Genomic DNA, 6510 nt, shown 5'->3' with positions numbered 1-6510 from the left:
GGCGGCCGCCCGGCGGAACGCGCGCACCCGGTAGGCCGCCGCTCCCCCGCGTTCCAGCTCCAGGGCGATCCGCCGCAGGGCGGCCACGGGATCCACGGCCCGGGTCAGCCTCCCTGGTTCGTGACCCCGGCCTGGAGTCCGGCGGCGACCTCGTCCAGCTCGCGTCGGGAGCGGTCGCGGTCCCCGAGTTGCCCGTGGAGGGTCTCCCGGGTGGCCACGACCAGCGCCCCGGCGTGGGCGGGGGAACGCAGGTCCTCCCCGGAGAGCAGCCGCACCCGTCCCTCCTGCAGGACGAGACTGGCCTCCGGCAGCTCGCTGTCCAGCAGCGCCCGCACGTCGTCGGCGGTGATGTCCATGGTGGTGGCCCCCGTTTCGTGACCGGCCGGACGCCCGATGTCCGGGCCCCGGGTGACGTTCGTCGCCCTCCGGGCGTACCCGGTCGGCGCGTCCGGCAATGAAATCGAACCGGAACCTGACGGCGACCGGCCCGCAGGGCCCCTGCGCAAACCGGCATTCCCGACGGCGCGACCCCGGGATAAGCCCGTGACCTGCGAGGACGCCTGCGTGCTCGATAACAGGGGGTTGCTGGCACGACACGCTGTCCGCTGCGTATCTTTACCGGCGGAGTCCTGGCCTGTCGACGCCGGACGTGGAGGGGTTGTCTTGCAGCAGGATCGCCAGTGGCCCGAGTCGCACAGCGAGGAGACCGACGTACTGCCGTCGATGTCCCCGCAACCCGGCGCGAACGCGGACCCTAATGCGACAAAACGTACCGACTACCTCGGTGGCCCTGAAGAGCCGACGCACCAGTTCACCCCTACGGGTGATCCGGTGGCGGGTCCCGGGGACAGCTACCCGACCCAGCCGGTGCCGCCACCGGCCGCCGGAGGCCCGTCCGGGCCCACCGGCCCGACGGGACCGTTCGGCCCGGGCCACGGGAGCGGCGAGAACCCGGACGGGCACGACCCGGCCGGGCGGAGGTGGCGCAAACCCGCCCTCGTCGCCGCCGCCGTGTTCGGACTGTTCTTCCTCCTCTACGCCGCAGACCTGCTCGTGACCAGCGGGGACGTGCCGCGCGGAACGACCGTCGCGGGCGTCGACGTCGGCGGGATGAGCCCCAGCAGGGCCGAGGACCGGCTGCGGGACGAGATCGAACCCCGACTGTCCGAGCCCGTCGCCTACACCGCGGGCGAGACCCGGGGGCGACTCGACCCGAAGCAGGCGGGCCTGCGACTGGACTGGGACGCCACTCTCGACCAGGCCGGTGACCAACCGCTCAACCCGTTCACCCGCATCTCCTCGTTCTTCACCACCCGGGAGCTGGGGGTGGTCACCGACGCGGAGCCCAACCAGTTCGACAACGCCATGAAGGCGGTGAGCAAGGAGGTCGACCGCGAGCCGGTCGAGGGCGGCATCACCTTCGAGGGCACCACGCCGACGCCGGTGGAGCCGCAGCCGGGCCAGAAGCTCGACACCGAGGGCGCGAAGCACACGATCCTGACCCACTGGGCAGGGGAAGAACGCCTGACCCTGCCCGTGGCCTCGACCCCGGTGACGGTCACGGCCGAGAAGGTGCAGGCCGCACTGAACGACGTGGCGAAGCCGGCCGTGTCCGCACCGGTGACCGTCAGGGGTGAAGGCACGGACGGCACCCTGGAACCGGACGAGATCGCGGCCGGGCTCTCGTTCGAGGCGAAGGACGGCGCACTCGTCCCCACGATCGACCAGAAGAAGATCGTCGAGGGGGTCGAGCCGGACCTCGCCGAGACCGAGAAGGAGCGCCGCGACGCCGAGGTCGTGTTCGAAGGGGGCGAGCCGTCGGTGGAGCCCTCGCAGGACGGCTACCAGATCAACTGGGACAAGACGCTCGAACCGCTGGTCGACGTGCTGAAGACGGAGGACCCGGGCGGCCGGGAACTGGTCGCCGAGTACGAGGACGAGCCGGCCGAGGTCACCACCGAACAGGTCGAGCAGCTCGGCATCAACGAGGTCATCGGCGAGTTCACCACCGGTGGATTCGCGCCCGACTCGGGGGTCAACATCCGCGTGGTGGCCGAGGAGGTCGACGGCACGATCGTCAAGCCGGGCGAGACGTTCAGCCTGAACCAGCACACCGGCCCGCGCGGCAAGGAGCAGGGCTACGTCGAGGCGGGCATCATCAAGAACGGCCAGCCCGGCACCGCCGTGGGCGGCGGCATCTCCCAGTTCGCCACCACCCTGTTCAACGCCTCCTACTTCGCCGGGATGAAGGACGCCGGGCACCAGGAGCACAGCTACTACATCAGCCGCTACCCGGAGGGCCGCGAGGCCACGGTGTTCCAGAACCCCGACGGGTCGAGCGTGATCGACCTGAAGTTCACCAACGACAGCGACACCGGGGTGGCGATCCAGACCATCTGGACGCCGAACGACATCACGGTGAAGCTGTGGGGCACCAAGCGCTACGACGTCGAGTCGAAGACCAGTGACCGCACCGACATCAAGGAACCGGGCGAGGTCGACGGTCCCGAGGAGAACTGCTCGCCCAGCGGCGGCACACCCGGCTTCACCGTCACCAACACCCGGATCCTGAAGGATCCCGACACGGGCCAGGTCGTACGGCGCGAGCCGGAGACCACCGAGTACCAGCAGAAGCCGAAGGTGGTCTGCCCGGACGACGACTGATCCCCGGGGGTGCGGACGGCGTGCCACGCGGGCACACCGTCCGCACCCGGACCGTCACGGCCCGGTCATCGGCGCTGATCGTACCGGGGTCACGGGACGCGGAGGGTGCGCAGCCGGGACACCTCCGCGATGCGCCGTTCGGCCAGCCGGTCGGCGGCGGTCACCGGCGGCACGCCCTCCTCGGCGGCCAGGGCGAACACCTGCCCGGCCCGGTCGTACAGCGAGGCGACCCGGCGCCGGGCACGGTCGAAGTCGAAGCCCCGCAGTTCCTCGCTCACCTGGATGACGCCCCCGGAGTTCACCAGGTAGTCGGGGGCGAACAGGACCCCGCGTTCGTCGAGCAGCTTCTCCACCCCGGCGTGGGCGAGCTGGTTGTTGGCGGCACCGCAGACGATCCGCGCGCGCAGGGTGTCCACGGTGTCCTCGTCCAGCACACCGCCCAGCGCACAGGGTGCGTAGACGTCCAGATCGGCGGAGAGTAGCGCGGTGTTGTCGGCGACCACCTCCACCGACGGATGCGCGGCCCGCACCGCGTCGACCGCCGCCTCGGAGACGTCGGTGACCACGACCTCGGCCCCGGCCTCGACCAGGTGTCCGACGAGATGACGGCCGACCTTGCCCACACCGGCGACACCGACCCGCCTGCCCCGCAGATCGGGCGAGCCCCACACGTGCGCCGCGGAGGCGCGCATGCCCTCGAACACGCCGTAGGCGGTCAGCACCGAGGAGTTGCCCGCGCCGCCCTCCTCCTCGGAGCGACCCGTCACGAACCGGGTCTCCCGGGCGACGGTGTCCATGTCGGTGACCCGGGTGCCGACGTCGCAGGCGGTGATGTAGCGCCCGCCGAGGGAGGCGACGAACCGGCCGTAGGCTCGCAGCAGTGCCTCCGACCGGACCGTCGCCGGATCACCGATGATGACCGCCTTGCCGCCGCCGAGATCGAGGCCGGCGAGCGCGTTCTTGTAGGTCATCCCCCGCGCGAGTGCGAGCACGTCCTCCAGTGCCGCGGTGTCGTCGGGGTAGGGATGGAACCGGGTTCCGCCGAGGGCGGGGCCGAGTGCGGTGGAATGCACGGCGATGATGGCCCTGAGCCCGGTCTGCTCGTCCTGACAGTGGACAACCTGCTCGTGGCCGCTGAAGCGGCCGAATACACCGTCGGTCACGGTCGTGACTCCTTTGTCGTCCGTTGCGCGCGGCTTGTGGTCGCACGCTGCGGGGCCCTGTTCGGTTGTGGCGACGGGCCGGGAAGGTCGTTCCCACTGATCACCGTCGCCGCCCGAATGTATCCCACCTCACGGACGAAGTGGAGTCACCACGGTGGTGGGCCGTGAAGGCCCCCTCCGCGGCATGTGACGCCGTGAATGCCCCCTTCGCGGCACCACACGCGGCGAAGGACGCCCTCGCGGCGTCGGACACAGTGAAGGCCCCCTTCCCTGCGCCGGACGCGGGGAAGGGGGCCTGCACGGCACCACGCGGGGTGACCCGTGCGGGTCAGCCCTTGCGCTTGGCGACCTCGTCGGTGAGCTGCGGGGCGACGTCGAACAGGTCGCCCACCACACCGAAGTCGGCGATCTCGAAGATCGGCGCCTCGGGGTCCTTGTTCACCGCGACGATCGTCTTGGACGTCTGCATCCCGGCGCGGTGCTGGATGGCCCCGGAGATGCCCAGCGCGACGTACAGCTGCGGGGAGACGGTCTTACCGGTCTGGCCCACCTGGAACTGCGCCGGGTAGTAGCCGGAGTCGACGGCCGCACGGGAGGCACCCACCGCCGCGCCGAGCGCGTCCGCGAGCTTCTCCACGGTCTCGAACTTCTCGGCGGAGCCGACGCCACGGCCACCGGAGACCACGATCGAGGCCTCGGTCAGCTCGGGCCGGTCACCGCCGACGACCGGCTCGACGCCGGTGATCTTCGCCGACTTCGCCGGGTCGACGGCGGGCAGCGCCACCGTCTCCTCGGCCGCCGCACCCTCGGCCTGCTCGGCCTCCACGGAGCCCGGCCGCACCGAGACCACCGGGACGCCCCTGGTCGCCTTCGACTTCACCGAGAAGGCGCCGCCGAAGATCGACTGGTCCACGGTGCCGTCGGAGTTGACGCCGACGGCGTCGACCAGCCAGCCGGAGCCGAGCCGCGCGGCGAGCCTGCCGGAGACCTCCTTGCCCTCGGAGGTCGCCGCGACCAGCACCGCGGCGGGGGACGCCTGTCCCGCGACGGTCGCGAGCGCGTCCACCTTCGGGGTCACCAGGTAGCCGGTGGCCTCGTCCGACTCGGCGACGTAGACCTTCGCGGCGCCGTAGGAGGCGAGCGTCTCCTTCGCCTTCCCCGCCGACCCGGGGGTGCCGACGACGACGGCCGACGGCTCGCCGAGCGCACGGGCGGCGGTCAGCAGCTCGCCGGTGACCTTCTTGACCTCACCGTCGACGTGGTCGACGAGGACGAGTACTTCTGCCATAGTTCGTTTCCTTGTCTGTCGTCAGTCGTCGTTGCGGAAGGTCAGAGCAGCTTCTGGCCGACGAGGTACTCGGCCACCTTCGACCCGCCGTCGCCCTCGTCGGTGACGCGCTCACCGGCGGCCCGCGGCGGCTTCGGCGCGGCCTCGACGACGCCGGACGCGGCGTTGGCCAGGCCCACTTCCCCGGCGTCGACGCCGAGGTCGGCGACGGTGAGGGTCTCCACCGGCTTCTTCTTCGCCGCCATGATCCCCTTGAACGACGGGTACCGCGGCTCGTTGATCTTCTCGGTGACGCTGACGACGGCGGGCAGGTTCGCCTCGAGGTGGGTGATGCCGTCCTCGGTCTCCCGGTCCGCCTTCACGGTGCCGCCGTCCACGGTGAGCTCACGGGCGTGCGTGAGCTGCGGCATCCCCAGCAGCTCGGCGAGCACCGCCGGAACGGCGCCACCCCGGCCGTCCGAGGCCTCGTTCCCGGCGACCACCAGGTCGACCTCGCCCGCCCGGCCGACACCGGCGGCGATCACCTTGGCGGTGGAGAGCAGGTCGGAGCCGTGCAGCGATTCGTCGGAGACGTGGATCGCCTTGTCGGCTCCCATGGACAGCGCCTTGCGGATCGCGTCGGTGGCGCGGTCGGGACCGACGCACAGGACGGTCACCTCGCCCTCACCGGCTTCCTTGATCTTGAGCGCCTCCTCCACGGCGCGCTCGTTGATCTCGTCGATCACCGCATCGGCGGACTCGCGGTCAAGGGTGTGGTCGTTCTCGGTCAGCTTCCGCTCCGAGTAGGTGTCCGGCACCTGCTTGACCAGGACAACGATATTGGTCATGGGTCTCCTTCGGCGCACACGCAAGGCGTTACTGAGCGGTAAATTACAGCTCCACGTTCACGCTACGCCCCCCGAGGTGACCGCCTTCACCTGGATCGGCGATTTCCTTGGACGATCGTCCCACGATCTCCTCCGGCGGTCCGCGGACGGGATCCGACTGCCCCGCCCGGCGCCCGGTGAACCGTGTTTTGGGCCGGAAGGCGCAGCCGCCTCCCCCTGCCGGGTGGACACGGGCGCTAGCCTGCCGACGTGCCCGTAGCAGTGATCACCGATTCGACCGCCTGCCTCCCCGGACAACTGGTGGCCCAGTGGGGTGTGGCGGTCGTGCAGGTCCAGATCGAGGCGGACGGCCGCCTCGACGACGAGTCCCGGTACGACCGGGGGGAACTGATCGAGCTGATCCGGGCGGGCCACGACGTCCGGACCAGACCCCCGGACCCCGGTGCCTTCTTCTGGACCTTCCAGGACGCGGTGAGCGCGGGCGCCGACGCGGTCGTGAGCGTGCACCTCTCGCGCCGGATGTCGGCGACCGCCGAGGCCGCGATGCAGGCCGCCCGCCAGGTGGGCA

The 6510-nt window shown here is 71.1% G+C and carries 6 protein-coding genes; 2 read left to right on the top strand and 4 right to left on the bottom strand.

The features are described 5' to 3' along the window. Positions 1–104: 104 nt before the first annotated feature. On the bottom strand, positions 105–356 hold the full coding sequence (locus ACTIR_RS0120500) for a hypothetical protein (protein ID WP_007025397.1): 252 nt from the start codon (positions 354–356) through the stop codon (positions 105–107). Between the two features lie 307 nt (positions 357–663). Here ACTIR_RS0120500 and ACTIR_RS0120495 point away from each other — a divergent pair, with 307 nt between their 5' ends. Further along, the gene (locus ACTIR_RS0120495; RefSeq protein WP_026455670.1) at positions 664–2664 is read left to right on the top strand and encodes a VanW family protein; all 2001 of its coding nucleotides are present in this window, start codon (positions 664–666) and stop codon (positions 2662–2664) included. A gap of 89 nt (positions 2665–2753) precedes the next feature. Here the strand turns inward: ACTIR_RS0120495 and ACTIR_RS0120490 are convergent, their stop codons facing one another. The 3 genes from ACTIR_RS0120490 to ACTIR_RS0120480 form a co-directional block, all read right to left on the bottom strand. Then, entirely contained in the window at positions 2754–3827 is a 1074-nt protein-coding gene (locus ACTIR_RS0120490; RefSeq protein ID WP_026455669.1) for a Glu/Leu/Phe/Val family dehydrogenase, read from the bottom strand. 328 nt (positions 3828–4155) lie between these two features. Then, positions 4156–5115 (bottom strand): electron transfer flavoprotein subunit alpha/FixB family protein, encoded by a 960-nt coding sequence (locus ACTIR_RS0120485; RefSeq protein ID WP_026455668.1) that lies wholly within the window; start codon positions 5113–5115, stop codon positions 4156–4158. Between the two features lie 41 nt (positions 5116–5156). Further along, positions 5157–5942, bottom strand: a complete 786-nt coding sequence (locus ACTIR_RS0120480; protein WP_007025401.1) for an electron transfer flavoprotein subunit beta/FixA family protein — start codon at positions 5940–5942, stop codon at positions 5157–5159. A 249-nt stretch (positions 5943–6191) separates the two neighbouring features. Between ACTIR_RS0120480 and ACTIR_RS24615 the strand changes: the two genes are divergently transcribed. After that, positions 6192–6510 (top strand): DegV family protein (locus ACTIR_RS24615; RefSeq protein ID WP_199285656.1); only part of this gene is annotated, 319 nt, incomplete at its 3' end.

This window comes from Saccharomonospora iraqiensis subsp. iraqiensis (genome assembly GCF_000430445.1).
Lineage (GTDB): Bacteria > Actinomycetota > Actinomycetes > Mycobacteriales > Pseudonocardiaceae > Saccharomonospora > Saccharomonospora iraqiensis.
This window is presented reverse-complemented; position numbering and strand designations above follow the sequence as displayed.